This is a genomic window from Sphingopyxis sp. YR583 (assembly GCF_900108295.1).
Classification (GTDB): Bacteria; Pseudomonadota; Alphaproteobacteria; order Sphingomonadales; family Sphingomonadaceae; genus Sphingopyxis.
In genome coordinates this window covers 2,354,343-2,376,331 of sequence record NZ_FNWK01000001.1, presented here as the reverse complement: position 1 = coordinate 2,376,331, position 21,989 = coordinate 2,354,343, and the positions used below count along the sequence as shown (strand labels likewise).

At 66.9% G+C, this 21,989-nt stretch carries 27 protein-coding genes; 5 read left to right on the top strand and 22 right to left on the bottom strand.

The features are described 5' to 3' along the window. The 7 genes from BLW56_RS10910 to BLW56_RS10880 are packed head-to-tail and all read right to left on the bottom strand — an operon-like array spanning position 1 to position 5,040. Entirely contained in the window at positions 1-390 is a 390-nt protein-coding gene (locus tag BLW56_RS10910; protein WP_256203389.1) for a C40 family peptidase, read from the bottom strand. 7 nt (positions 391-397) lie between these two features. After that, on the bottom strand, positions 398-1,231 hold the full coding sequence (locus BLW56_RS10905) for a DUF2163 domain-containing protein (protein WP_093510511.1): 834 nt from the start codon (positions 1,229-1,231) through the stop codon (positions 398-400). Continuing rightward, positions 1,225-3,549: a DUF2460 domain-containing protein gene (locus tag BLW56_RS10900; protein WP_093510510.1), complete on the bottom strand. Its 2,325-nt coding sequence runs from the start codon at positions 3,547-3,549 to the stop codon at positions 1,225-1,227. The genes BLW56_RS10905 and BLW56_RS10900 overlap by 7 nt, the downstream gene beginning before the upstream one ends. Then, on the bottom strand, positions 3,549-4,130 hold the full coding sequence (locus BLW56_RS10895; protein ID WP_093510509.1) for a tail tape measure protein: 582 nt from the start codon (positions 4,128-4,130) through the stop codon (positions 3,549-3,551). The genes BLW56_RS10900 and BLW56_RS10895 overlap by 1 nt, the downstream gene beginning before the upstream one ends. Further along, positions 4,123-4,326: a phage tail assembly chaperone gene (locus tag BLW56_RS10890; protein ID WP_256203388.1), complete on the bottom strand. Its 204-nt coding sequence runs from the start codon at positions 4,324-4,326 to the stop codon at positions 4,123-4,125. The genes BLW56_RS10895 and BLW56_RS10890 overlap by 8 nt, the downstream gene beginning before the upstream one ends. Before the next feature lies 1 nt (position 4,327). Beyond that, positions 4,328-4,636 (bottom strand): gene transfer agent family protein, encoded by a 309-nt coding sequence (locus BLW56_RS10885; protein WP_093510508.1) that lies wholly within the window; start codon positions 4,634-4,636, stop codon positions 4,328-4,330. Then, a complete protein-coding gene (locus tag BLW56_RS10880) occupies positions 4,633-5,040 on the bottom strand; it encodes a phage major tail protein, TP901-1 family (protein WP_093510507.1) in 408 nt (135 codons plus the stop codon). The genes BLW56_RS10885 and BLW56_RS10880 overlap by 4 nt, the downstream gene beginning before the upstream one ends. A gap of 47 nt (positions 5,041-5,087) precedes the next feature. Between BLW56_RS10880 and BLW56_RS10875 the strand changes: the two genes are divergently transcribed. After that, positions 5,088-5,423: a hypothetical protein gene (locus BLW56_RS10875; RefSeq protein WP_093510506.1), complete on the top strand. Its 336-nt coding sequence runs from the start codon at positions 5,088-5,090 to the stop codon at positions 5,421-5,423. Positions 5,424-5,498: 75 nt separating this feature from the next. Here BLW56_RS10875 and BLW56_RS10870 read toward each other — a convergent pair whose 3' ends face one another. The 11 genes from BLW56_RS10870 to BLW56_RS10825 all read right to left on the bottom strand — a co-directional run bounded on the left by BLW56_RS10870 (position 5,499) and on the right by BLW56_RS10825 (position 13,735). Further along, positions 5,499-5,894 carry a DUF3168 domain-containing protein gene (locus BLW56_RS10870; protein WP_143043437.1) on the bottom strand — a complete coding sequence of 132 codons (396 nt, stop codon included), beginning with the start codon at positions 5,892-5,894 and terminating at the stop codon, positions 5,499-5,501. Beyond that, complete coding sequence (locus BLW56_RS10865; RefSeq protein WP_093510504.1) at positions 5,891-6,436, bottom strand: head-tail connector protein; 546 nt, start codon at positions 6,434-6,436, stop codon at positions 5,891-5,893. Before BLW56_RS10865 ends, BLW56_RS10870 begins: the two co-directional genes overlap by 4 nt. Further along, positions 6,436-6,717 carry a phage fiber-tail adaptor protein gene (locus BLW56_RS10860; RefSeq protein WP_093510503.1) on the bottom strand — a complete coding sequence of 94 codons (282 nt, stop codon included), beginning with the start codon at positions 6,715-6,717 and terminating at the stop codon, positions 6,436-6,438. The genes BLW56_RS10865 and BLW56_RS10860 overlap by 1 nt, the downstream gene beginning before the upstream one ends. Before the next feature lie 15 nt (positions 6,718-6,732). After that, positions 6,733-6,888 carry a hypothetical protein gene (locus BLW56_RS20630; protein WP_177175911.1) on the bottom strand — a complete coding sequence of 52 codons (156 nt, stop codon included), beginning with the start codon at positions 6,886-6,888 and terminating at the stop codon, positions 6,733-6,735. Then, positions 6,885-8,528 (bottom strand): tail fiber domain-containing protein, encoded by a 1,644-nt coding sequence (locus tag BLW56_RS10855; RefSeq protein WP_093510502.1) that lies wholly within the window; start codon positions 8,526-8,528, stop codon positions 6,885-6,887. Before BLW56_RS10855 ends, BLW56_RS20630 begins: the two co-directional genes overlap by 4 nt. A 102-nt stretch (positions 8,529-8,630) precedes the next feature. Further along, positions 8,631-9,770, bottom strand: a complete 1,140-nt coding sequence (locus BLW56_RS10850; RefSeq protein WP_093510501.1) for a phage major capsid protein — start codon at positions 9,768-9,770, stop codon at positions 8,631-8,633. A gap of 5 nt (positions 9,771-9,775) precedes the next feature. After that, on the bottom strand, positions 9,776-10,165 hold the full coding sequence (locus BLW56_RS10845; RefSeq protein WP_093510500.1) for an HK97 family phage prohead protease: 390 nt from the start codon (positions 10,163-10,165) through the stop codon (positions 9,776-9,778). Continuing rightward, positions 10,162-10,470 (bottom strand): DUF6127 family protein, encoded by a 309-nt coding sequence (locus BLW56_RS10840; RefSeq protein WP_093510499.1) that lies wholly within the window; start codon positions 10,468-10,470, stop codon positions 10,162-10,164. Before BLW56_RS10840 ends, BLW56_RS10845 begins: the two co-directional genes overlap by 4 nt. A 109-nt stretch (positions 10,471-10,579) precedes the next feature. Further along, complete coding sequence (locus BLW56_RS10835; protein ID WP_093510498.1) at positions 10,580-11,701, bottom strand: phage portal protein; 1,122 nt, start codon at positions 11,699-11,701, stop codon at positions 10,580-10,582. 109 nt (positions 11,702-11,810) lie between these two features. After that, positions 11,811-13,178, bottom strand: coding sequence for a phage terminase large subunit family protein (locus BLW56_RS10830; RefSeq protein WP_093510497.1), 1,368 nt, complete (start codon positions 13,176-13,178; stop codon positions 11,811-11,813). Next, on the bottom strand, positions 13,175-13,735 hold the full coding sequence (locus BLW56_RS10825; RefSeq protein ID WP_093510496.1) for a hypothetical protein: 561 nt from the start codon (positions 13,733-13,735) through the stop codon (positions 13,175-13,177). Before BLW56_RS10825 ends, BLW56_RS10830 begins: the two co-directional genes overlap by 4 nt. A 258-nt stretch (positions 13,736-13,993) precedes the next feature. On the opposite strand from BLW56_RS10825, the gene BLW56_RS10820 reads away from it, so the two are divergent. Next, the gene (locus BLW56_RS10820; protein ID WP_256203387.1) at positions 13,994-14,800 is read left to right on the top strand and encodes a hypothetical protein; all 807 of its coding nucleotides are present in this window, start codon (positions 13,994-13,996) and stop codon (positions 14,798-14,800) included. Between the two features lie 24 nt (positions 14,801-14,824). On the opposite strand, the gene pip is transcribed toward BLW56_RS10820, so the two are convergent. Next, on the bottom strand, positions 14,825-15,916 hold the full coding sequence (gene pip, locus BLW56_RS10815; RefSeq protein WP_093510917.1) for a prolyl aminopeptidase: 1,092 nt from the start codon (positions 15,914-15,916) through the stop codon (positions 14,825-14,827). A 175-nt stretch (positions 15,917-16,091) separates the two neighbouring features. Between pip and BLW56_RS10810 the strand changes: the two genes are divergently transcribed. Beyond that, a complete protein-coding gene (locus tag BLW56_RS10810; RefSeq protein ID WP_093510495.1) occupies positions 16,092-18,239 on the top strand; it encodes a S9 family peptidase in 2,148 nt (715 codons plus the stop codon). A 47-nt stretch (positions 18,240-18,286) separates the two neighbouring features. On the opposite strand, the gene BLW56_RS20395 is transcribed toward BLW56_RS10810, so the two are convergent. Further along, positions 18,287-18,835 carry a hypothetical protein gene (locus tag BLW56_RS20395; RefSeq protein WP_143043436.1) on the bottom strand — a complete coding sequence of 183 codons (549 nt, stop codon included), beginning with the start codon at positions 18,833-18,835 and terminating at the stop codon, positions 18,287-18,289. Between the two features lie 323 nt (positions 18,836-19,158). On the opposite strand from BLW56_RS20395, the gene BLW56_RS10800 reads away from it, so the two are divergent. Together BLW56_RS10800 and BLW56_RS10795 are read left to right on the top strand one after the other, a co-directional pair. Next, positions 19,159-19,554: an Ohr family peroxiredoxin gene (locus BLW56_RS10800; protein WP_093510493.1), complete on the top strand. Its 396-nt coding sequence runs from the start codon at positions 19,159-19,161 to the stop codon at positions 19,552-19,554. A gap of 108 nt (positions 19,555-19,662) precedes the next feature. Continuing rightward, positions 19,663-20,109: a MarR family winged helix-turn-helix transcriptional regulator gene (locus BLW56_RS10795; RefSeq protein ID WP_093510492.1), complete on the top strand. Its 447-nt coding sequence runs from the start codon at positions 19,663-19,665 to the stop codon at positions 20,107-20,109. 6 nt (positions 20,110-20,115) lie between these two features. On the opposite strand, the gene BLW56_RS10790 is transcribed toward BLW56_RS10795, so the two are convergent. Together BLW56_RS10790 and BLW56_RS10785 are read right to left on the bottom strand one after the other, a co-directional pair. Then, the gene (locus BLW56_RS10790; RefSeq protein ID WP_093510491.1) at positions 20,116-20,805 is read right to left on the bottom strand and encodes a 2OG-Fe(II) oxygenase; all 690 of its coding nucleotides are present in this window, start codon (positions 20,803-20,805) and stop codon (positions 20,116-20,118) included. Positions 20,806-20,859: 54 nt separating this feature from the next. Continuing rightward, on the bottom strand, positions 20,860-21,939 hold the full coding sequence (locus BLW56_RS10785) for an endonuclease/exonuclease/phosphatase family protein (RefSeq protein ID WP_256203386.1): 1,080 nt from the start codon (positions 21,937-21,939) through the stop codon (positions 20,860-20,862). Between the last annotated feature and the right edge of the window lie 50 nt (positions 21,940-21,989).

The following is a 21,989-nucleotide window of genomic DNA, read 5'->3' as shown; positions in this document are numbered from 1 at the left end:
TTACCGTGTCTCCAGCCGCCAGCACGCCGCCTCGCCGATCGCATCGAGCGGCGTCTCGACCACCCGCCGCAAACCCGCATGAGCGTGGACGAAGCTGGCGCTCCCGAGGATCGCGAGATGAAGCTGCCCCGCAGGATAGGCGATCAGCGCGACATCGCCCTCGCGCCGCTTTCCAGCCGCCGGAACGAAGCCCGCATCACCCAATCCCGCTTCGACCCAATCGCGCGACCAGCCGCGCAGCGGATAGCCTCGCGGCCGCTCCAGCACGCATCCCGCCGCCGTATACGCCGCCCACACCAGCCCGACGCAGTCGAGCCCCGTCGCCGGGTCGCTCCCCTGCGGCCGAAACCGCGCGCCCGCCATTCGGCGCGCCGCCGCAAAGGCACGCACGCCTGCCTCATCCACCGGGATAACGCGTCAGCAGATCATTGCCTGGAAGATGCGCCTCGCCGCGAAAATTGACGGCGTTGGCAAAGCGATCGCGGCACGTCGCAAGCTGCTTGTCGCATCCCTGGGTGATCCGCACGCGCATCGGCCCCGGAACCGCAAAAGCGGGCGCCTCGGCCAAATGCAGCACCGCCGCCTCGACCGCGATCACCGGGCTGGACAATCCGCTGTTGGCGCCCTCCATCCACATGAGCTCGCCGAAGGCCATCCCGGGCGCGGCGATATCGAGCGTCGCCATGCGCCCGTCGACCGCCACGACACGCCTCGCCTGCGTCAACGGCGCCAGGTCGACCCGGCACGCGCGGTCGCCCATCATCGCACGGCACGACGGCGATGTGGCGGGACACACCGGCTGGTCGAGCAGCCGCGTCACGCCCTGTAGTTCGGCAGCGAAGGCAGGCCCGCGCCGCTCGATCGCGCCCAGCGATCCGCGCGCGACCGTAACCGGGGCCGTTTCGGGCGCGCTCCAGTCGGTCACGAACAGCTCCAGCTCCGCTCCGTCCCAGCGCCCGGCGTCCAGATCGCGCGCAGCGATCGCGTCGCTCGTGACGGCCCCCTCCAGGTCCATCGTCGCGACATCGAGGCTGTCATTCGTATCGAGCGCCGACGGCTTCATTCCCGGCGCCGCCCGATAGGGGATTCCGCCCACGATCAGGTCGCGGTCGTGCGAGGTCAGCCCGACGACCACCCCGTCGCGGCGCGCCAGCCGCCAGCACCATGCCAGCGTCACCAGCTCTTCGCGCAGCCACCCCGGCGCCGCGCGCATCACGTCGGGCATCACCATGGCGCGCGCACCTCGACCAGCGGCACGCTCGCGATCTCGCCGGCAAGGAAGGTCGCACGGCTCACCTCCAGCCGGTCCTCGGCAAAGCGCACCGGCACGTCGAACCGGAACCCCGCACGCACCGTCACCCCGACCGCCGGCGCAATGTCGAACAGCACCTCGCCCGCATCGGTCATCAGAAACGCCGCCGTCTCCAGCCCGTCGACCGACACCCGCACGCTGCCATCGACCGGCAACCGGATGCCGCGCACCTGTCCTGCGTCGCCGGATCCGTACCGCTTCACCAGCGCGAACTGCCGCCGCAACCCGTCGCCCGTCCCGAGCATCTGATCGTCCGGTCCCGGCAATCCGCCGTCGGCAGCCGAGCTGCAATCGAACGGATCGCGAAAGCGGAACGCGCGCGCCGCACCGCGCCGCGCACGGAAAAAATCGACGAGCGTCCGCACATCGGCCTCGGACCGGATTCCGGGCCCCGCGTCATAACGCATCCGCGCTTCCGCCCATTCGCTCGCGCGCTGCTCGTGCCCCGACGGCGAACTCACGATCTGCGTCGAAAACTCGGTCTGGGCCATCGCCTCGCGTCCGATCGAAAGCGGAAAATCCGCCGTATCGAAAGCCTGCACATCATCCTCCCCGTCGAATGTTACAAACCCGTCGCGCGCAACCTGCGGCAGCGCCCAGACAAAGCTGCGCGCGACCCCGTTTCGTCGCGCCGCGTCCGCCGCATCGGCTATCACCGCCCACTGCGCGCGATCATCCTCGCGCAACACAAATCCCGAAAAATATTGCTGTTCCGCAATCGGATAGCCGAGCCGCAGCGCCATCGCGGCGCGCGCGCTCGCGGTCTCCGCCCCGCGCCCGCCGGTGACCCAGTCATAATCCTCGAGCTGCAATATATCGAACGCCGGCGCCGCCCACCCCAAGGGCACATTGGCCCGCCGCACCGCTGGTGCCGCCGGGTCGAGCACCGTCGGCAGATAGACGAGCAGATAGCTCGTCAGCTCCGCTGCCCCCGCCTCGTCGCGCGCAGCCGCAACCAGCGCTGCGGTCGAGGTCGCGAGCAATCCGCCAAGCGCATCGAGCATCGCGAGCTGCGGCGCGCCAAGCGCCCCGCGAACATCGGCAATCGCCACGCTCGACGGCCCGAGCGCCGCAGTCGTCGCGACATCATAGGCGCAGATCCGCCCGCCGGCAGCGATCCACCACCAGGGCTCGCCGACCTGGAACTTCACCGGCAACCCCGCCGCCACCGCGACCTGCACAAACGCCCGCGCGACGAGCTGCAAATATCCCATCGCCGCCGCATTCGCGGGCGACAGCAGGGTCGACGGCGGTTCCCATCCGGTCAGCGCGGGCGAACCGTCACTTGCCCGCTGCTTCCAACCGCCCCAGCAATAGGCATCGAACAGCTCATAGGAGAGCGACCAGATCACCCCTAGCCCCGCCTCCCGGCACGCCGCCGCAAATCCCGCATGCCACGCCGCGCACGGCGCATTGAGCACGCCCCCCGCCAGGCTCGCGTGAAAATCGCCGCCCGCCGTCTCGAGCCGCATATAATGGCTCATCCCGACATAATGGACGACATCGCCGCGATAGCCCAATTGCACCATCTGCCGGACCAGCCGCGCCGGGGTCAGATGATAGCTGTCGTCATATCCGCTCGCGATGCCAAGACCCTGCTCGGGCATCACCACATCGCCGATCGCCAGCACCGAACCCGATCCCGAGCAGGCGATCTCGCTCATCTCGGCCCAGCCCGCGACCGGCGCGCCCAGCACGCCTTCGCTGCCATCATAGCTCGGCGGCACCAGCGAAATGAACATCCGGTCGATATCACCCGCCCACACGGGGTCGGCCTCGTCCGGCAACAGGAAGCCACCATCGAGCGCATCCAAATCGAGGCTGACGACGGCATCCTCGCCCGTCCCCTCGGCATAATTCCACAACCGGACATACCAGGCGCGGGGGCTCCCCGTCGCATCGCGCCCCTCGATCGTCAGCGTCGGCCCGTGCAACGCGTCGAGCGGCTTCACTCCGCCCGACCGCCAGCGAAATCTCAGTTGAACATGGCGAAAATCGCGGCGCGTCTCATAGGCGAGCAAGGGATGATCCCACCGGTCCTCCGCTTCCCATATCAGCCCCGCCAGATCCTGCTTGCGATAGAATACCGCGTCAACGCGCAGCGCCCCCGGCGTCTCGCTCGTCACGCACGCCATCATCGGCCGCGCGAAATCGACCGTCCAGAAGCGCGGGTCGAAGCGTTTCAGCCAGCCTTTGCGATGATGCGGCTCGGCGGCCGCGACAAGGGCCCAGCCCATCAATCCTCTCCGCTCGCCACCGCGCGCCGCACAGCGCGCGCCAACTGCCGTCCGGTCTGCACCAGCCGCTGCGGCTCGCTCCCCGTCTGCCCATGCACATTCACCGTGATCGCGATATTGCGCACTCCGCCATTGCCTGCGGCCTCGACCCGCCCGCTCGCGGTCGGCACGAACAGCTCGGGCCCGCGCTCGCCGACGCGATAGGCGCGCCCGGCGCTTACCGGTCCACCGGTCGCCCGCCCCGGCGCCCCGAACAGCGCCATCGCGATCGAGGTGCCGAGCGACAGCAATCCCCCACCGCTCCCGGCCGATCCGCCGCCCATCGCAGCGCCGATCCCGTTCGAAATCGCCGCGCGCGCAATGTCCGCCATGACCGACAGCGCGAGGCGCTTCAGATCTTCGAACCCCATCTTGCCGCTGACGATCGCGCGCGACAGCGCCCGCTCGATCGCGCGCCCACCGGCGTCGGCACCCGACCCCAGTGCCCCCTCCAATTCGCCGCGCAACGCCGCGATATCGCGCCGGAACGCGCCGGTGTCGGCGCGCACCGCCACCAGCATCTCATCGACCTCGTCACCCATCGGGAAACCTCTCCATCATCGCCGCCAGCGTCGCGCCGTCAAAGGGCCCTTCGGCCTCTTCTCCGGTCCAGCCTCCCAGCGCCGCGCGCACATCGGCCGGCGTCGCCGCCCAGAACTCATCGGGGCGCCACCCCGCGACGCGCGCCATCACACCCGCAAGCTTGATCGCCGCAGGCCCCAGCCGATCGCCGTCCACGTCACCGTCCCTGCAATATCTGCCCCAGCAGCATGCGCAGCGCCGGCGTCACCCCCGCCAGCCCTTGCTGGGCGATCGCCTCGCCCACCGCATCGCGCGTCAGCGTTTCGGGCCGATCCTGCACGCAATGCCAGAACAGCGCGGCAAGCTCGCCTAGCCCCAGCCGTCCTTCTGCCGCCCGCTCGACCAGCGCGAACAGCGGCCCAAGCTCGCTTTCGGCCGCGACCAGCGCGGCAAAGCTCGGGCGCAGCAGATAAGCGCGCCCACCGATGCGGAACGCGGCCTCGCCGCGCAGCGCATTCGCGGTCACAGGCTTACCACCGCGCCGCTCGATTCCAGGTTCAGCGTGTAATTGCGCTCGCCATTATAATCGCCGGCATAATCCAGTCGCGTGACCAGGAATCGCCCGCGCAATCGCTCGCCGCTTTCGAAACTCAACTCATAATCGTCGATGATGCCCGAAAGGGCATGGCCGCGCAGCCGAAGCTCGGCATCGGACCCGGTGAAAATGCCCGCCGCGCTCACCGAAACCGATCGCACCCCGGCGCCCGACAACAGCTCGCGCCAGCCGCCCGAATCCTTTGTCGTGACGTTCACCGCCTCGCCGTTCACCGACATCTGCGTGGTCCGCAGGCCCGCAACCGTGCGATAGGTCGGCGGCGCTTCGCCATCGCCGATCTTGAGCAGAAAATCGCTCCCATTTTCAATCGCCATCGTCTAATCTCCTCGGGGAAAAAACACTGCTAACGGGGAGTCGCAGGATGCTGATCACAACATTGCTTTTGGCCGCCATGGCGCAGTCGCCTTCGGCGACCGTCGACACGACGCGCGCCGCTTTCACCAAATGCCTGCGCGCCGACATGAAAAAGGCGCTCGAGGCCAAGATGGAAGAGGCCGAATTTGAAATGCAGGTGAAGTCGAACTGCGGGCCCGAACGCGACGCCTTTCGCAAGGCGGTGATCGCGCTCGGTCGATCGGGCGGCGATTCCGAAAAGGTCGCCGGCGAAGACGCCGACATGCAGATCGACGATTATCACGCCAATTTCACCGACAAGTTCAAGGACTATAAGTCGACGAACACGATGCCGGGCGAATGATGGCCTGACTCGATCCTGTCGGCGGCAAAGCGACTGGTTCGGGACCGAACGTCCCGTTTTGCCGCCGTCACGCGATTACGCCGCCAGACAGCGGCACCGCACGATGATTTCGTGACGCCAGCCACCATCGCGCGCGAAGCTGAAGCGCGTCCGTATCGTTCGGGCACCGACCACCGTCCACGCGCCGGCGGGTCCGCGCAAGGAAGCGACGACGGCTTCAACGCGCCCCGCAGCCTTGTCGTCGGCCGCGCTGCCTATCCCAATCAGGGTCAGCGTCAGGCGGATTTCGCGCCCCGCTCGATCCTTCGTCCCCCAGTCGCTGCCCTCCGTAGCTCCGATCGTCACATAGGGTGCGCTCGCACGCGGCGGTGTCCCGTCGAAGATCCCGTGCACCATCCCCGTCAGCGCATCGTCGTTCGCCAGCAACTCCAACGCCCGCCCGCGCAGCGCGATCGCCGCGCCGCCCGTCATCGCCCGCCGCCCAGCGTCAAGCGCCGCCACGGTTGCCACAGCGCCGCGATCGCCGCCGGCGGCGCAATGGCGGCGCCATCGCGCGCCTCGTGCAAATGCTGGGTCATGCGCAATATGCCCTGCCGGATCGCCTCGGGAATGGCATTCGCCCCCTCCGCGATCCCGGCACGATAAGCCACGCGCGCCCGCACCGCATTGCCCGCGCCGACCATGACGATGCGGGCCGTACCGTCGATATCGACCGACATGCGGTAATCGCCGTCGCCAAGGTCGCTTTCATCTCCATCGGGAAAGATCAACGCCACGCTTTCGATGCCCACGACCGGCCGGGCGGACGGTTGCACTGTCCCGTCTTTCGGGGGCAGGATTTCCTCCCCGATCCGGACGATCAGCCACCGACCGATAAAGGCCTCGCAGATATTCGTCGCCGCACGCACCAGCCCGGCAACCACCGCATCGTCGACCGTCGCCCCCAACCGCAGCCAGCTGCGCGCTTCGTTCAGGCTCACCGGTGCCTCGCCCGGCAACAGGCTCTCCGCCATCACCGTTCCTCCACCCGGATCGTCACCGATCGCTCGTCGATCTGACCGTCGCTCAGCGTGACACGGTTGGCGACGCGATAGACATGCCCCGCGATCCCGCCTGCAAGCGTCGCGGTCGATTGGGTCAGGTCATGCGCAGCGCCGGCCAGTGTCAGGCCGCCGTCCTCGTCCGGAACGATCGTCCACAGGCTGCCGACCACCGCCAGGCCATCGGGATAGGCGATGCTCCAGTCGAATTCGAAATCGATCCGGGAATCCGGATCCTTCACCATGATCGTCATCGATAAGTCTCCCGGTCAGGGTTTTCGAACCGTCACGCGGCGGTCGGTGCGGCGCGCGATGGGAAGCGGCGATTGGGTCGCGGCCGGTTCGGGGCCGCCCCATTCGCTGGGCATGTCGCGCCGCGTCGCGTCGCCGATCGCGCGCGACGACAGGGCCTGCCCGCCAATCATGCCCCGCCCTCCAGCATCGCGATCCGCGCTTCCTGCGCCGCGATCAGGAACAGCGTCAGCTGGTCGGGCCGGATGCCGAAACGGCTCCCGCCTTCTTCGGCCCAGGCGTCGTGGCACAGAAAGGCATAGGGTTGGTCGCACGGCGCGGCGGACGATCGATCGCACAGGCCTTCGCCGGCCATGATGTCCCAGACCGCCTGCGCGCGAACGCCGAAATGATATCGGGCGCTGTCCTCGCCCTTTGCTGCGATCGCATCATTCCATTGATAGAAACCGAGTTCGGCGACGATCCGGCGCGCGGCCGCCAGCTCGGCGCCCGTCATCGATCCGCGCCATCTTTTCTCGCGCGCATCGGAGGTGTTGATCGCACCGCTAGCCGAATAGACGACCGACCAGCGCCCCGCGCCGTTGCCCAGCGACTTGCTGTTGTCGCTCCCCGGGCGGACATCCGATGCGGTGATCGCACAGGACAGGGTGCCGGCGACCCAAAACTGCCACGACGGCCCGCCCGTCGACAGATAGGCGGCGCCCGTCATCTCGTTGACGATTTCGAACCGGTCGTCCGCCGAACCATAACCCACATAGGCCTTGCGTCCGGTCGGGTCGGAAAAGGTCAGCGAGTTCGAACCGCTGCCCCGCGCCGCCGCCGTGTCGAGGCGCAGGATTTCGCCAGAGGATTTGACGTGCAGCCGCGCCGCCGGTGCCGCTCCCGCGCCGGTGCCGATCCCCACATGGCCGCCGAGCGGGTTGAGTGCGATCGGAAAGGCGGAGCCGGTATAGCCTCCATTGTCCTGCTTGCCCTGCAGCCACAGCGCATAGCCCATCGGCGCCGGCCCGCCCCCCAATGCGAGCGCGGCGGTCGAATCGAATTTCAGCTCGGCGCCGCCGCCCGCCGCGTTGAGGGCGGGGCTGGAGGCGGCCCCCAATACCGACAGCGGCACGGGTGGATCGCTCCGCCCGATCCCGACGCGCCCGTCCGAAGTGATGCGCATCCGCTCGGCACCGCCGACGGCCAGCGCCAGCGTGTTGCTGCCCGGACGAAAGACGCCGGTGTCGAGGTCGCCGGTAAAGCTGATCGCGGGCGCCGCCGCGCTGCCGCCGGGCACCGACAATATGCCGCCGAATTGATGCAAGCCCGCCGCGCCCTGAAAGGGCAATGTCGCCAGCGGCACATTCACCCAGCCGGCCCCGCGCCGGACGGTGATCAGATCACCCGCAGCGCCCGTCGCCACTTCGGCGTGCGTCGTCGACAACGGCTGCTTGCCATCGACCGCGGCGCCCAGCGCGGTCATGCCGTCGTCGAGCGCGGCGCGCGCGCCATCGCTCGCCGCATACCAGCCGGCACCGACCGTCAGTGCAATCGTCTTGAGCCCCGGCGCGAAATCGACCGGGGCACCGCCGGCCGACGACGCGGCAACGCTGTCGCGGACCAGCCGGCCGCTCGTGTCGATATGACCCAGCCCGGTTTCCCACTGGCCGGGCTGGGCGATCCCGGCGACCGCATAATGAAATGAAACGCCGGCCGGCACGGCTCCGGCAAAGCGGCGATGGCCGGGCACTGCACCGGTGGGCGTCAGCGGCCCGGTCCCGCCTTCCTGGCACATCTCGCGCACCATATCGGCGAAAAAGGGGGTCGGCATGGCAGGGCCATCCTTTCCAATATCGATAGGAAGAAATCGGCGCCCGACCCTTCACCGAAAGGGAAGGCTGTCGGGCCGGGCGCCCCTCGCGCGCCAGCGCTATCAGCTGGCGGCGAACTTCATCAATTTGATGGCCTGCGAATCGATGATCGCACCGCCCACCCTTTTGGTTGCATAGAAATGCACAAAGGGCTTGTTGCTGAACGGATCGCGCAGGATCCGCGTCTCGCCACGGTCGGCAACCAGATAGCCGGCGCGGAAATTGCCGAAGGCGATCGACAGGCTGTTCGCGCCGACGTCGGGCATGTCCTCGGCTTCGACCACCGGATAGCCGAGCAGCGTCGCCGCCTGCCCTTCGACCATCCCCGGCTGCCAGATAAAGGCGCCATCGGTCGTCTTGAACTTGCGGATGCGCGCCAGCGTATCCGAATTCATCACCCAGCACGCGCCCTGACGGTACGGCGCCTTCAGCGAATGGACGAGCTCGACCAGCTTGTCCTGCGGGTTCGCCGCCGGAAAGGCGCCCGCGGTCCCCGTCGCCAGATATTGCAGCGACCCGAAGGCACGCACGCTGTCGACCTCGTTCGTCGCCGTATAGGTCAGGAAGCCCTTGGGTCGGTTCGTGCCGTTGCCGTTCACGAAGGCGCTGCCTTCCGCCACCGCGAACTCGCGGCCGAGCTGCTCGGCCAGCCAGTCCTCGACATTGAACATCGCGTCGTCGAGCATCGCCTGGCTCGCCGCCGGATTGGCGTAGAGCTCGCCCGATGGCGGCGCGATCTCGGCAAAGCTGCGCGTCGCGGTCTCGGGCCGCGCCGCGGTCTCGCCGACCCATCCCATACCGAACGATCCCGTCGCGACCAGCTTGCGGTATCCGCTCGTCCCCGTCTGCACGACCGTCGCGATGCTGCGGATCGGCGACAGCGTCTTCAGCGTCGCCGCGATGCTCCCGTCGATCTCGCGCGGCACCGCAAAGCCGCCCTCGCCGGCACTCGCCCCCGACAGGCTCTTCATCTCGACGCCGGCATCGATCCCGCGCCGCAGGTAGCGATCAACAAAGGCCTCGCGCGCCGGATCGGCCGCCTTCGCGCCGTCGAGCGGCAGCCGCGACGCCGCCACCGCCTGCGCGTCGACCTGCGCCTTCAGCGCCGCCACCGACGCCTTCAGTTCGTCGACCGCCTCGGCCGCCAGCACCGCATCGAACGCCCCGTCGAGCGCGTCCGCTTTCACTTCCATATCGTCCATGCGTTTCACTCCTTCACCACCTGAATCACCCGCGCCAAAGGCTGCATCGGCGCCGCCACCAGACTTACTTCGGCCAGATCGAGCGCCACCAGCTCGCGCGGGTTCACCCCGCGCGCCGCTGTCACCCGATATCCAAAGCTCAATCCCGTCAGTGCGCCACTTGCGACCAGCTTCGCCGCCGCCGGATGCGTCACCCGCGCCACGACGCGCAGCCCCCGCGCATCTTCGGCCAGCGTCTCGATCATCCCGATGCTGGCGCCCGGCCGATGCTGCCAAAGCAAGGGCACCGCGCGCGCAGCCTGCAAGCTCGCCGCAAAGGCCCCCGCGCGCACCACATCGCCGCCGCGATCGACCCGATCGAACACCGAAGCATAGCCCGCAAAGCGCACACTCATTTGAGCAGCCCCGCAAACCCCAGCTTCATCGCCAGCCCGACGACGAGCAGCGCCAGCATTCCGCGCACCGCCCAATCGACGATCGCCGCCCACACGCTCTTCTTCGCATCGCGCCACGCGCCGAGCAGCTGCCGCAAATCGCTCACATCATCGCGCGCCGCCTCGTCGGCGAGCCCCAGCCGCGCCAGCGCCCGCCGCGCGCCCAGCTCGCTCGCTTCCTCGACGACCGCGCGCAGCAAAGCCGCATCGGGCGCACTCGTCCCCGCCAGCGCGATCAGCCGCGCCAACGCCTCGTCTTCGTCCATGTCGCTATCCTCATGAAATCCCTCCCCCTTGGATGGGGGAGGGTTGCGCAGCCTTGGCAGCTTGCTGCCTAGGCGAAGCTGGGTGGGGGTGGCCCGCTACCGGCGAAAACTAACCCACGCCCAACAGCGCCTTCTTCTCGTCCGCGCTCAGCCAGTCCGCCGCCGAAACCTCGCGCCACAGCGCCATCCGGTCCTCGGCCAGCGCCGGCACCCGATCCAGATCGACGCGCAACTCGGCCCCGGGAAACCACCCCGACAACCCCTGCGCCACCGCCCCCAAAATCTTCGCGCAGAGCGGTAGCACCGTCAGCCGCCACAGCGCGCGATTGGCCTCGCGATAATTGGCATAGGTCGCATCCCCCGGCAGCCCGAGCAGCATCGGCGGCACCCCGAAAGCCATCGCAATCTCGCGCGCACTCGAATCCTTCAGCGCCAGAAAATCCATCTCGGCGGGCGAGAGCGACAGCGCCTGCCATTTCAGCCCGCCCTCGAGCAGCAACGGCCGCCCCGCATTCGCCCCGCCCGCAAAACTCTCGGCCAGTTCCTCGCGCAGCCGATCCACTTGCTCCGCCGACAAGGGCATCCCCTTGTCGCCCGGATCATGCACCAGCGCTCCCGAAGGCCGCGCCGCATTCTCGAGCAGCGCCGCGTTCCACTTGGCCGCTGCATTATGCGCCGCGATCGCCCCCGCCGCCGCGCCCAGACACCCGGCGCCATAATGATCGTCGAGCGGATGCAGCGCCTTCACATGCACCACCGCGACGCGCCCCGCGCCATCCTCGGCGGGCAACACAACGCCGCTCCCGCCTGCCCCTTGGCCACCCACCTTGTAGCGATAGGCCACCGGCCACCCGCGCGCGTCGGCCTCGACCGTCACCCGCTCGGGCCGCAGCGCGAACAGCTCGGCCGGTGCGCCCGCGCCATCGGCCAGGATCTGCACATAGCCATTGCCGTGCAGCAGCAACTGCGACGCCAAAGTCTCGACCAGCCCCTGCCCGCCCGACGCCGCCGCGACGAGCGCCGCCAGCCCCGGATCGCTCGCCACTACCGGCGCGCTGCCCGCCGCCTCGGCCACCAGCCGCACCGCCCGCTGCACGATCGCATTGGAAAGATATCCCTCGCGCACCTGCGCTTCCCAACTCATCGGCGCGGGCGCGCTCCAACTCCCATACACACGCGACAAAGCGGGCCGCGCAGGAAGCTGCGCGGCCTTGCGGCCAAACCAGTTCATGAAAGTCTCCTCCGAACACCACAATCTCGTCATTGCGAGCGTAGCGAAGCAATCCAGAGCGGCTTGTCGCACCGTGGATTGCTTCGCTACGCTCGCAAAGACGGACGAATCAAACCCGCGTTATTCCCGGCACCTTCCCCTTCCGCCGCCCCTCCAGCAAAGCCGCCAGCGCCCAAACGCACGCATCCGCCCGATCGGGCGAGCGCCCCGGCCCGGCATAAGCGCCGCCAACCTGCAACCCGCAAAGCTGGTCCTCCAGCGCCGCGAACACCGCAGCATGCACCACATCGCCGCGCTCGTAGGCGATCGCCACCGGCTCCGCGCGCCGTGCCTTGCCGACGCTCGCATGCACCGGCACCACGGGCAGCGCGCAGTCGGCCTGGCGCAGCGTGCCTTCGACCATCTCGCCGCCCATATTGCTCTCGGCCACCACCCGGTCGGCGCCCCAGCGCGCCGCTGCCGCCGCGACCGCCTGCGCCCACATGGCGGGCGGCGGCGTCTCGACGCTCGCATCCTCGACCACCGCGACCCGCCCATCGCGCAGCAACGCCGCCACCACGATCCCGCACGCATCGCCATGCGCCGTCGCTGGCGGATCGACGCCGATCACGACGCGCACCGGCTTGCCGATCTCATCGGCCCCGATCCGGCACCGCTCGATCAGCCCGCGCGTCCACAACGCACCCTCGATATCCTCCAGCAGCTCACCATCCAGCTCCTGCCGCCCCAGCCGCGTCCCGCCATAGCTTTCCAGCATCGCGCTCACGAAATAGGCCGGCAGCCACGGATTGTCGCGCGTCCTCCCCAACGTCTCAGCCAATCCCGGCGCTGCCAGCACCCGCTGCATGACCGCATTCACGCGCGGCGTTGTCGTCACCACGGCACGCGGCCGCTCGCCGAGCCGCAGCCCGAGCACCAGATTGTCCCACGCCGCCTCGCCGCGGCGCCATTTGGCCAGTTCGTCGCACCAGGCGAAATCATGTTCGGGCCCTCGCAATTCCTCGCCCGCCTCTGCCGAATAGAGCGTCGCGACCGCCCCGCTCGCGAAGCGCAGTTCGCGCCTTCCCTTCACCCAATGCGTTTCCTCTCCCGAACGCGCCACCGCGATCAAACCGCTTGGCCCATCGATCATCACGCGCTGCCCGTCGGCCTGCGTCGCGGCGACCAGCGCGATGCGCGCGTCGCCATGATTGCGTGCAATCTCGCTCACCCATTCGGACCCGGCGCGCGTCTTGCCGAATCCACGTCCCGCGCGGATCAGCCAGATGCGCCAGTCGCCCGGTGGCTCGCGCTGGCCGTCATTCTCGAACCCGTACCAGCGCGCGATCAGTTCTGCCTTTTGCCCTTCGGTCATTCCCGACAACAACAGCCGCAATTCCTCGGCGGTCATCCGTCTCGCAATGTCCAACAGGTCGCCGGAACGCCAGCGCCGCGTCGTGGCATCGGTCGCAGTCAGGTCTGCACCCGTGATCTTCATGCCGGCTCGGGTTCTCCGGAGGGACCGTCCGGAGGCAGCAGCGATGGCTGCCCGTTCGCGACACGCTGGCGTTCGATCATACGGATGCGCCTGATCAGCACCTCATCGGTTTCTTCCTGCGTTGCGATTTGGCGTGCTTGCGGCTTGCGGCCGCGCGCCTGCCCCTGCCGCACGCTTTCCCGATGCAGACCCAATATGCGGATCGCCTGATCGACGGTCATTTTTTCGACCAGCGCCACACGCTCATCCAGCGTATCGAATTGGATTTCGCCGACGGCTTCCAACGCACGCGCAACCAGCGCGGTCTCCAGCCGTTCGTAACCGATGTCGAGCGCGGCCTGCCATGCCTTGGCGAATTCGGCGTCGCGGCCGCGCAGCTTATAGGCCGACGTCGGCCACATTCCTGCCGCCGCGCTGGCGCGCCGGATATTGCAGCTCGCGGCCAATTCGGTCAGAAATATGTCGCGCTTTGCCTTGGTCCACGCGTTCGCCCGGCCCTTCTTGGCCTGCACCGGCCGATGATGCTGCGCCCCGATCTTGTCCTCCCGCTCATCCATCGCCCACCTCCAAAACGAAAGGGCCGGAATACCCTCCTGAAAACGGAAGGCGCCGGCCCGACTCGCAATTCTTCATGATGTGATACTTGTGCCATATCAGCGTGACGATGTCAATATAAAATAACCCATATGGTACATTATCGCGGAAATCGACGGTTGGGTGCCGTTCGCCTGCGCTTGTCAAAGCGCCGACGCCCAACTATCGCACGCGCCATCATTCCCCGGGGGTGCCCGACCGGCGGGCATCGTCACCAAAGATTGCTTCCGCTGAGTCCGTTCCCCGCCACGCCGCCAGCCGCGCCTCCTGCCGCACCCTATGTCGAACAACTCAACATCGGGGCGGGACGCCGCACGCTCGCCATCGGTCTTGCGATCGCGATTGCGGGACTCATGCTCCTCCTGCTGCTGTCGTGGGGCGCGGAAAAGCCGCCCGGCAAAAAGGATGAATTCGTCAGCGTGGTGAGCCTCGAAGCCACCGAAATGCCGAACGATGCGGCCGACGAAAGCCAGCCGCAGCCCGCACAAGCCGAGGAACAGGCCCCGTCGCCGGAGCCCGTCCCGGACCAACCGCAACCGCTGCAACACCCCGCACCGCTACCACCGCCGCCCGTCGTGCCAAAGGCCGCGCCGCCGATAGCGCCGCCGGCATCGCCAGCGCCTGCCAATCCCCCGATCGCGGCGCGCCCGCCGACCGGACGGGTCTATGGACCGCCCAACACCGGCGGATCGCCCGCCTCGCGCGACTCCGAACGGGTGGGAACAGCTCCCAATGGCGAGCCGCTTTATGCCGCCGCCTGGTATCGCGAGCCGAGCGACGACGAATTGCGCGGCTATCTCTCGACCGCCAGCGGCCCGGGCTGGGGGCTGATCGCCTGCCGGACGGCACCCGATTACCGCGTCGAGGATTGCGTCGGGCTCGACGAATATCCTGCCGGCTCGCAGATCGAGCGCGCGGTGCTCGCGGCCGCGTGGCAGTTCAAGGTGCGGCCACCGCGCGTCGGCGGCCGTTCGATGGTCGGCGCGTGGGTGCGCATCCGGATCGACTACGGCACCCGGCGTCGCTGACCGGACGTCGACCCGCGCCCCCCGTCAGCTCCCGATCGGGGCCAGGCCGTCCATGATTGCTGTCAGCGCCAGCGCATTCTCGCGCTCCATCGCGCTGTGCCCGGCATTGGTGACGACATAGGTTGCGGGTTCGCTCCCCGCATCGCGCAGCGCCTCGACCAGCCGCGACGCCTGCGTCAGCGGGCACACCTCGTCGAAGCGGCCGTGGACGATATGCACCGGGATCGACGCCAGCGTGGCGATATTGTCGAAGAAATGCCCTGCCGGGATGAACAGCTCGTTCGCGAAATAATGCGCCTCGATCTGCGCAAAGCTCAGCGCGAAATCGGCCTCGCCGAACTTGCCCGTGTCGGCCGTCTCGGGGATCATGTTCGAGATGACGCCTTCCCACAGCGACCAGGTCAGCGCCGCCTTGAGCTGCCGCTCCTTCTCGACCTCGTTCACGGGGACCATGTCGAAAATCGCCTTGTACGATTTCATCACGTCCTTGCGCTCGTCGATCGTCAGCACCGACAGCAGCGCGGCCCATTCGCCGGGATATTTCATATAGGCGCCAGGTTCGGTCAGCCCATAGGGGTCCGCCTCCCACGTCGCGGCATTGCCCTGGTACAGATAGAGAAGATCCTCGGGCGCGCCCAGAAAGATGCCGCGCAGGATCAGGCTCGCGGTATGTGTGGGATGCGCGATCGCATATGCCATCGCAAGCGTACTCCCCCAACTCCCCCCGAACACATGCATCGGCCCGTCGATTTCCAGCTCGCCGCGCAATTTCTCGATATCGCCGATCAGGTCGGCGGTGGTGTTCTTTGCCAGCGCGACCGCCGGGCCCGCCGACGCCACGGTCGGCTCGCTCTTCCCGCAGCCGCGCTGGTCGAACAGGATGACGCGATAGCGCTTCGGATCGAAGAAGCGCGCCATGACCGGCGCGCACGCACCGCCGGGGCCGCCGTGGAGGAACATCACCGGCTCGCCCGCCGGATTGCCATATTCTTCCCAATAGATGCGGTGCGCCGGCTCGCGGTCGACCTCGAGCCAGCCGAAGTTCAGGCACGGCGGCTGCGGATAGACCCACGCGTCGCCGATCTTGCTCGATGCCTGCAACCGCGAAAAATCCATATCCGACGCCTTATCCGGTGACTCGGCCGCCAACCGGACCGCGATGCCCGACTTAACCTGCTGCACGGCCATGTCCACCGCCGGCTTCCAGGGCGAGGTCCGCCGCTTCAACAAGTTGACCCGCTCAGGCGAAACGTACAGACCTGCCCCCTCATTCAAATAGGGGCGAATCTTCATGCGCAAACTGGCCATCCTCGGTGCAAGCCTGCTCGTACTTTCCTCGCAGCCCGGCTTTGCGCAGGAAGCGTCCGCGCCCGACGGCGAAACCGCCAGCGCCGCGCCCATGTCCGCCTCCGCCGCCGGCAGCGCGCGGCTGGCCCCCGAACGCCGCCTCACCGGCGACGACCTCTTCGACCTCTCGATCGCCGCCGATCCACAGATCAGCCCCGACGGCCGCCACATCGCCTATGTCCGCCGGTCGAACGACATTATGTCCGACCGCGCGGTCAGCTCGATCTGGCTGATCGACACCACAACGGGCGAGGAAACACCCGTTGCAGGCCGCAGCGGCGGCGCCTTTTCGCCGCGCTGGTCGCCCGACGGCAAGCGCCTCGCCTATGTCTCGACCGAGGGCGGCAGCCCGCAGCTCTGGGTGCGCTGGATGAACGGCGGCGAAGCCGTCCGCCTGACCGGCCTTCCCACCAGCCCGTCGAGCCTCGCCTGGTCGCCCGACGGCCGCTCGCTCGCCTATTCGATGCTGGTCAAGGATGCGGGACCGAAATTCGGCAGCGCGCCCGCGAACAAGCCCGAGGGTGCAAACTGGGCCGAACCGCTGGAGGTTCGCGACCTCCTCACCTATCGCGCCGACGGACAGGGCTATGTCGAACCGGGGTTCGAAAAGATCTTCCTCGTCCCCGCAACGGGCGGCTCGCCGCGCCAGCTCACCTTTGGCCCCTATCATGACGGCGGCCACCTGAGCTGGTCGCGCGACGGCCGCACGATCTATTTCGCCGCGAACCGCAAGCCTGATTGGGAAAACGACCCCGTCGAAAGCGAAATCTACGCGCTCGACGTCGCGGGCGGCACCATCACCGCACTCACCGACCGCAACGGTCCCGATGCCAACCCAATCGTCTCGCCCGACGGCGGCAAGATCGCCTACCTCGGTTTCGACGATAAATTGCGCGCTTATGAAAATACCCAGCTCTACGTGATGAACCGCGACGGGTCGGGCAAGCGCAGCCTCACCGCCAATTGGGATTATGGCGTCGATGCGATCCTATGGGCCGCCGACGGCAAGTCGCTCTACGCGCAATATGACGATCATGGCGAGACGAAGGTCGCGCGCATCGGTCTCGACGGCTCGGTCCGCACCGCCGCGACCGGCCTTTCGGGCGGCGGGCTCGACCGTCCCTATACGGGCGGCAGCTTCACCGTGTCCGACGGCGGCGCGATCGCCTTCACCGGCGGCACCGCGACGCGACCGGCCGAGGTGCAGCTTGCGCGCGGCGGCAGCACCCGCATCCTCACCGACCTCAACCGCTCGCTTCGCGAGGTCAAATCGCTCGGCGAGGTACGCAAGATCACGGTTGCCTCCAGCCACGACGGCAAGACGATCGAAGGCTGGCTGACGCTGCCGCCCGGCTATCGCGAGGGGCAGCGCGTGCCGCTGATCCTCGAAATCCACGGCGGACCGTTTCAGGCCTATGGCGGTCATTTTTCGACCGACAATCAGCTTTACGCCGCAGGCGGCTATGCCGTCCTCTCGGCGAACCCGCGCGGTTCGACCAGCTATGGCGCGGCCTTCGCGAACGAGATCGACAAGACCTATCCGGGCAACGATTATTTCGACCTCATCTCTATCGTGGATCGCGCGATCGAACTCGGCGTCGCCGATCCGAATGCGCTGTTCGTCACCGGCGGGTCGGGCGGCGGCGTGCTCACCAGCTGGATCGTGGGCAAGACCAACCGCTTCAAGGCGGCGGTAACCCAAAAACCCGTCATCAACTGGACGACGCAGGCGCTCACCGCCGACGGTTCGGCGCTGTTCGGCCCCTATTGGCTCGGCGCCCAGCCGTGGGAAAAGCCCGAACTCTTCTGGGCACGATCGCCGCTGTCGCTCGTCGGCAACGTCGAAACCCCGACGCTCGTCATCGTCGGCGCCGAGGATTATCGCACCCCGGTCAGCGAATCCGAACAATATTACACCGCGCTGCGCCTGCGCGGCGTGCCCACCGCGCTGATCAAGGTTCCCGGCGCCAGCCACGGCAGCATCGCCGCGCGCCCGTCGCAATCGGCGGCCAAGGCCTCGGCAATCCTCGCCTGGTTCGAAAAATACAAGAAGGGCTGGACCCGGCCTGCGACTGACGCAGCCGGGAAATAGCCCGGCGATCCCGCCTCCGCTTTGGGGTGGGAAGCGGACGCGATTAACTAGGCGGGCCGATCGGGCGAACGGAACACTCGAAAGCTGCAATAGCCGTTCATCTTGTTGAACTTAAAAGCAGTATCTCCGATCTCAGCCCCCGGACCGCTGTCGAACGCCTCGCGGGGCCAAACAAGCTCGGCAAGACTTGCAAGGCGATTGATTTCGCGCGAGTTTGCCGATTGAGCCGGCTCAAAGCGGTTCAGAAGCGATCGTGCTAGGATGTGCGTTTCGGGCGCACCTGAGCAGCGCTTTTCGACGATGGGAAAACGGACTTCGTAATATCGGATAATGCCCGCTTTATCAGAACCCAAAAGCGCATAGCCACGTCGCTCACCAAGCTGAAAATTGAAAACTTTCATCTTGAGCTTGAATACGTCTCCAGCTGATTCTGTGCTGACCGGCGCGTCCCATCCTTGACCAAACGACGAGGTATATCTTAGTGCCGCGTCTTCGCTGACGAATAGGCCGCCTGAATGCTCCTCCGCTGAGGCGTAGCACCACCCTGAAATCGCAATAGCGGCGAGTAAGCCTGCACCACCAATTAGCCTCACCATAACCACGGCTGCCCCTGTCAGGAATTATTACAATCTTCTGTCAATGTTTGGGCGCGTCCGCAATCGGTCGTTTCCTGCCGTTCCCATTTCCATTTCTGCCGAGCAGATCTGTGGCTGACCGTCCGCAATCGTTCGAAACCCCATTGGACGCACAACAAGCGCAAAACCACTTGCGCTAAAATTATATCGATCCGATTTCAATGGCTTAAGATTATATCGTGTACGATATAATCGGCTACGCTTGACTACACATAGCGACTCACCTAATTACATCGTACCCGATCTAAACGGATACGACTTACAACCCCGAAAGGAACCTGATCATGGCTGACAAAATTCTCTTCTCCGGTACGACCCACGTCAAAGGCGGCCCCGACGGCTACGCCCGCAGCACCACCGACATCCTCGACCTCGCGCTGCCGCAGTCGCACCCCGCCGCCGAAAACCTCTTCGCCGCCGCCTGGTCGGCTTGCTTCATCAGCGCGCTCGAGCTCGTCGCCGGACAGCGCAAGGTCAAGCTGCCCACCTCGCCCGAGGCCGACACCACGATCGACGTCGTGAGCCGCGATGGTGGCTTCGTCCTCCGCGCCCGCCTCGACATTTCGGTCCCCGGCATCGAGCGCGACGTCGCACGCGAGCTGGTCGACGCCGCGCACAAGGTCTGCCCTTATTCGAAGGCGGTCGAAGGCAATATCGACATCGAACTCAATCTCGCTTGATTGAATATTATCGATCGGGCGGCGATCTCCCCGCCGCCCGGTTGACACCCGCGAATTCCGATTTCATCGTATCCGCTTGAATTTTCGGACATTCACCAAGGAACCCCAATGACGAAATCGCCCGCCCCCGAACGGCCCAAGCTCGGCGAGTTCCTCTGCTTCGCGGTCTATTCGGCGAACCTCGCCTTCGGCCGCGCCTATCGCCCGATCCTCGAAAAGCTCGGCCTGACCTACACCCAATATATCGTGCTCGTTGCCTTGTGGGAGCGAGACGATCAGACCGTGGGCGAACTCGGCGACAAGATGTTCCTCGAATCGAACACCCTCACGCCGATCCTCAAGAAGCTCGAACAATCGGGCTTTATCGAACGCCGCCGCGATCCCGCCGACGAACGGCAGGTGCGCATCCGGCTGACACCAAAAGGCAGCGAACTGCGCAGTCACGAGATCGGCAACGAACTGTTCGATGCGACCGGCCTCGGCGACAGCTTCTTCGACGTCCAGAAATCGGTCGCCAAGCTGCGCGACAATCTGATGGCTTCGCTGGACGACTGATGCCGCTTACGCCGCGTCGTGAAAGATCACGCCCAGCGTGTGCCGCCGCCCCGACCGGATTTCGCTGACCCCGTGACGCATCGCAACGCGGTAATCGCCGCGGCTTCCCCGTACCGGCCGCACATTCACCGCGAACAGCACCGCATCGCCCTTCGCCAGCGGCACAACCGCCGCGCGCGATTGCATCCGCGGCCGTTGTTCGGTCAGCACGAATTCGCCGCCGGTATAATCTTCCCCCGGCGCCGACAGCAGCACCGCGACCTGCAATGGAAAGACATGCTCGCCATACAGATCCTGATGCAGGCAATTATAGTCGCCCGCGCCATATTGCAGCAGCAGGGGCGTCGGCCGCCGTTGTCCCGCTTCATGGCACCGCGCGAGGAATTCGGCATGATCGCCCGGAAAGCGCACCGCCATCCCCATCCGTTCGTGCCAGCGGTTCGCGATCCGCGCGAGCTCGGGATAGAGCGCGCTCCGCAGCCCGGCGACCAGCGGCGGCAGCGGATAGGCGAAGTAACGATATTCGCCCCGCCCAAAGCCGTGCCGCGCCATATGCACATGGCTGCGAAACCCCATATTCTGTGCATAAAGCGCCGCGGTCGCGTCGCATTGGGCGCCGCTCAGTAGCCGGGGCAGCACGGCCCAACCTTCGCGATCGAGCGCCGCAGCGATATTGTCGTCGATGATGTGCGTCATGCCGATGCCATCGCATCCAACGCATCGCGCCGCGCCCCGTTTCTTGCGCTCAAATCAGCAGCCGGATTTCACCGCCATCCGGGCCGGCCAGCGCAGCTCATAGGTCACCAGAAACCCGTCATGGTCCGACAATTGCGGGCCGCTATCGCCACCGTCGAACAGCGCCTCGACGCGGATCGGTCGCACCGTCACCTCTTCGCCATCGGCAAAGAATTGCAGGTCCTGCGTGTCCATCCACGGCGCGTCGCCGTCCCATGACATCTTTACCTCGCACGCCGACGCGGGATCGACGCACACTTCATGCACCAGGGTCAGCGGATGATATTCGGAAAATTCGGCCCAGCGATCCTCCGAATGGCGCATGTTGAAATCGCCCCCGAAAATCAGCGGTACCGCCAGATCCTGCGTCCGCGCGATGAAATCCGACGCCGCGATCGCCTGCCGCGCATGCGCCTCGCCGTCGCGCGCCTCGGACACCCCCGACGCGCCGCGCGAATTCATATGCGTGTTATAGATGTCGATCGGCGCGGGCACCCCCGGCATGGCAATCCGCGCCAGCATGACCCCCTTGTTCGACAGGCAGTCGAGCCCCGCGCAAGCGCGCCGGCCATAGGCGTCGAGCGCGGTCTCGACGATCGGATAGCGCGACGCGATCGCCAGTCCGCCGCCGACCAGCTTGATCCCCAACTCGCCCTTCAGCGGCTTCGCCTTGCCCGCCATCTTCTCATGGTCGGCGATATAGGGCTTCGTCGTGCGCCGCGGTCCCGGTGCAATCGCTGGATAGCCGCTCGCTTCGACCGCTCGCTTCGCCGCACCGCTGAACATCTCCTGAAACAGGATCACGTCGGGTCCGGTTCCGCCTTCGCGCATCGCCGCCAGTCGTTCTCCGATCTGTTTCAGCTCTGCCGACCGCCCCTTGCGCGCCGGCCAGCCGAGCCCCTCCAGATTATAGGTGAGCACCGACAGCGTCGCGGTCGCCGATTGCCCGTCCCCGGCCAAACTCACCGGCACGGCGGGCGCCGCATTACACGCCATCACGCGCAGCGGCGGCTTCGGCCCGCACGCGGCGAGCGCCAGCGCGCAAGCAGCGGCCAGCGGACGCCAGGAAATCGAAACGGGCAGGTTGGAAATCACCACACGCCCCTAACGCACTCGGCGGCAATCGTCACCGCCCGGCGGTTCAC

What these genes read in the sequence shown, in the direction of transcription:
- BLW56_RS10905 (WP_093510511.1), bottom strand. Translation starts at nt 1,231, where the DNA reads ATGGTGATGCCCGACGTGATGCGCGCGGCGCCGGGGTGGCTGCGCGAA.
- BLW56_RS10900 (WP_093510510.1), bottom strand. Translation starts at nt 3,549, where the DNA reads ATGGGCTGGGCCCTTGTCGCGGCCGCCGAGCCGCATCATCGCAAAGGC.
- BLW56_RS10895 (WP_093510509.1), bottom strand. Translation starts at nt 4,130, where the DNA reads ATGGGTGACGAGGTCGATGAGATGCTGGTGGCGGTGCGCGCCGACACC.
- BLW56_RS10880 (WP_093510507.1), bottom strand. Translation starts at nt 5,040, where the DNA reads ATGGCGATTGAAAATGGGAGCGATTTTCTGCTCAAGATCGGCGATGGC.
- BLW56_RS10875 (WP_093510506.1), top strand. Translation starts at nt 5,088, where the DNA reads ATGCTGATCACAACATTGCTTTTGGCCGCCATGGCGCAGTCGCCTTCG.
- BLW56_RS10870 (WP_143043437.1), bottom strand. Translation starts at nt 5,894, where the DNA reads ATGACGGGCGGCGCGGCGATCGCGCTGCGCGGGCGGGCGTTGGAGTTG.
- BLW56_RS10865 (WP_093510504.1), bottom strand. Translation starts at nt 6,436, where the DNA reads ATGGCGGAGAGCCTGTTGCCGGGCGAGGCACCGGTGAGCCTGAACGAA.
- BLW56_RS10860 (WP_093510503.1), bottom strand. Translation starts at nt 6,717, where the DNA reads ATGACGATCATGGTGAAGGATCCGGATTCCCGGATCGATTTCGAATTC.
- BLW56_RS20630 (WP_177175911.1), bottom strand. Translation starts at nt 6,888, where the DNA reads ATGATTGGCGGGCAGGCCCTGTCGTCGCGCGCGATCGGCGACGCGACG.
- BLW56_RS10855 (WP_093510502.1), bottom strand. Translation starts at nt 8,528, where the DNA reads ATGCCGACCCCCTTTTTCGCCGATATGGTGCGCGAGATGTGCCAGGAA.
- BLW56_RS10850 (WP_093510501.1), bottom strand. Translation starts at nt 9,770, where the DNA reads ATGGACGATATGGAAGTGAAAGCGGACGCGCTCGACGGGGCGTTCGAT.
- BLW56_RS10845 (WP_093510500.1), bottom strand. Translation starts at nt 10,165, where the DNA reads ATGAGTGTGCGCTTTGCGGGCTATGCTTCGGTGTTCGATCGGGTCGAT.
- BLW56_RS10840 (WP_093510499.1), bottom strand. Translation starts at nt 10,470, where the DNA reads ATGGACGAAGACGAGGCGTTGGCGCGGCTGATCGCGCTGGCGGGGACG.
- BLW56_RS10835 (WP_093510498.1), bottom strand. Translation starts at nt 11,701, where the DNA reads ATGAACTGGTTTGGCCGCAAGGCCGCGCAGCTTCCTGCGCGGCCCGCT.
- BLW56_RS10830 (WP_093510497.1), bottom strand. Translation starts at nt 13,178, where the DNA reads ATGAAGATCACGGGTGCAGACCTGACTGCGACCGATGCCACGACGCGG.
- BLW56_RS10825 (WP_093510496.1), bottom strand. Translation starts at nt 13,735, where the DNA reads ATGGATGAGCGGGAGGACAAGATCGGGGCGCAGCATCATCGGCCGGTG.
- pip (WP_093510917.1), bottom strand. Translation starts at nt 15,916, where the DNA reads ATGGATTTTTCGCGGTTGCAGGCATCGAGCAAGATCGGCGACGCGTGG.
- BLW56_RS10810 (WP_093510495.1), top strand. Translation starts at nt 16,092, where the DNA reads ATGCGCAAACTGGCCATCCTCGGTGCAAGCCTGCTCGTACTTTCCTCG.
- BLW56_RS20395 (WP_143043436.1), bottom strand. Translation starts at nt 18,835, where the DNA reads ATGGTGAGGCTAATTGGTGGTGCAGGCTTACTCGCCGCTATTGCGATT.
- BLW56_RS10800 (WP_093510493.1), top strand. Translation starts at nt 19,159, where the DNA reads ATGGCTGACAAAATTCTCTTCTCCGGTACGACCCACGTCAAAGGCGGC.
- BLW56_RS10795 (WP_093510492.1), top strand. Translation starts at nt 19,663, where the DNA reads ATGACGAAATCGCCCGCCCCCGAACGGCCCAAGCTCGGCGAGTTCCTC.
- BLW56_RS10790 (WP_093510491.1), bottom strand. Translation starts at nt 20,805, where the DNA reads ATGACGCACATCATCGACGACAATATCGCTGCGGCGCTCGATCGCGAA.